This window comes from Streptomyces sp. NRRL B-1140 (genome assembly GCF_001280065.1).
GTDB lineage: Bacteria > Actinomycetota > Actinomycetes > Streptomycetales > Streptomycetaceae > Streptomyces.
Window position 1 is genome coordinate 1 of sequence record NZ_LGEA01000044.1, and the last position, 305, is coordinate 305.

Genomic DNA, 305 nt, shown 5'->3' on the forward strand with positions numbered 1-305 from the left:
CCACTACCCGGTTCGGTGCCGGACCGGCGTGGCGGGGGCGCCCCGGCGTTTGCCAGATCCCCGGATGCAGTTTGGCGCCCCCCGCACCCTCGCCCAAGTGTGGACCCAGCCGGGGGGCGAGGGCGTCGGTGTCCAGAACGGGGTGCAGGGACAGCGGGACGCCGCTCAGTTCGGGCAAGGCCGGCCCGGGGTCGAGCAGAGCGGGCCCCCCGAGCCGGCACCGGCCCGTCACCTGGGCCTCGCCCGTCGCGGGGACCAGCCGGAAGCCGCGACGGGCCATGGCGGCGAACTGCCGGCCGGCCTTC

1 protein-coding gene is annotated in these 305 nt (G+C 77.4%); it reads left to right on the forward strand.

Going from position 1 to position 305, the window contains the following annotated elements:
- Positions 1-97: 97 nt before the first annotated feature.
- The coding region (locus tag ADK65_RS39115; RefSeq protein WP_234352809.1) for a hypothetical protein at positions 98-305 on the forward strand (208 nt) is incomplete at its 3' end.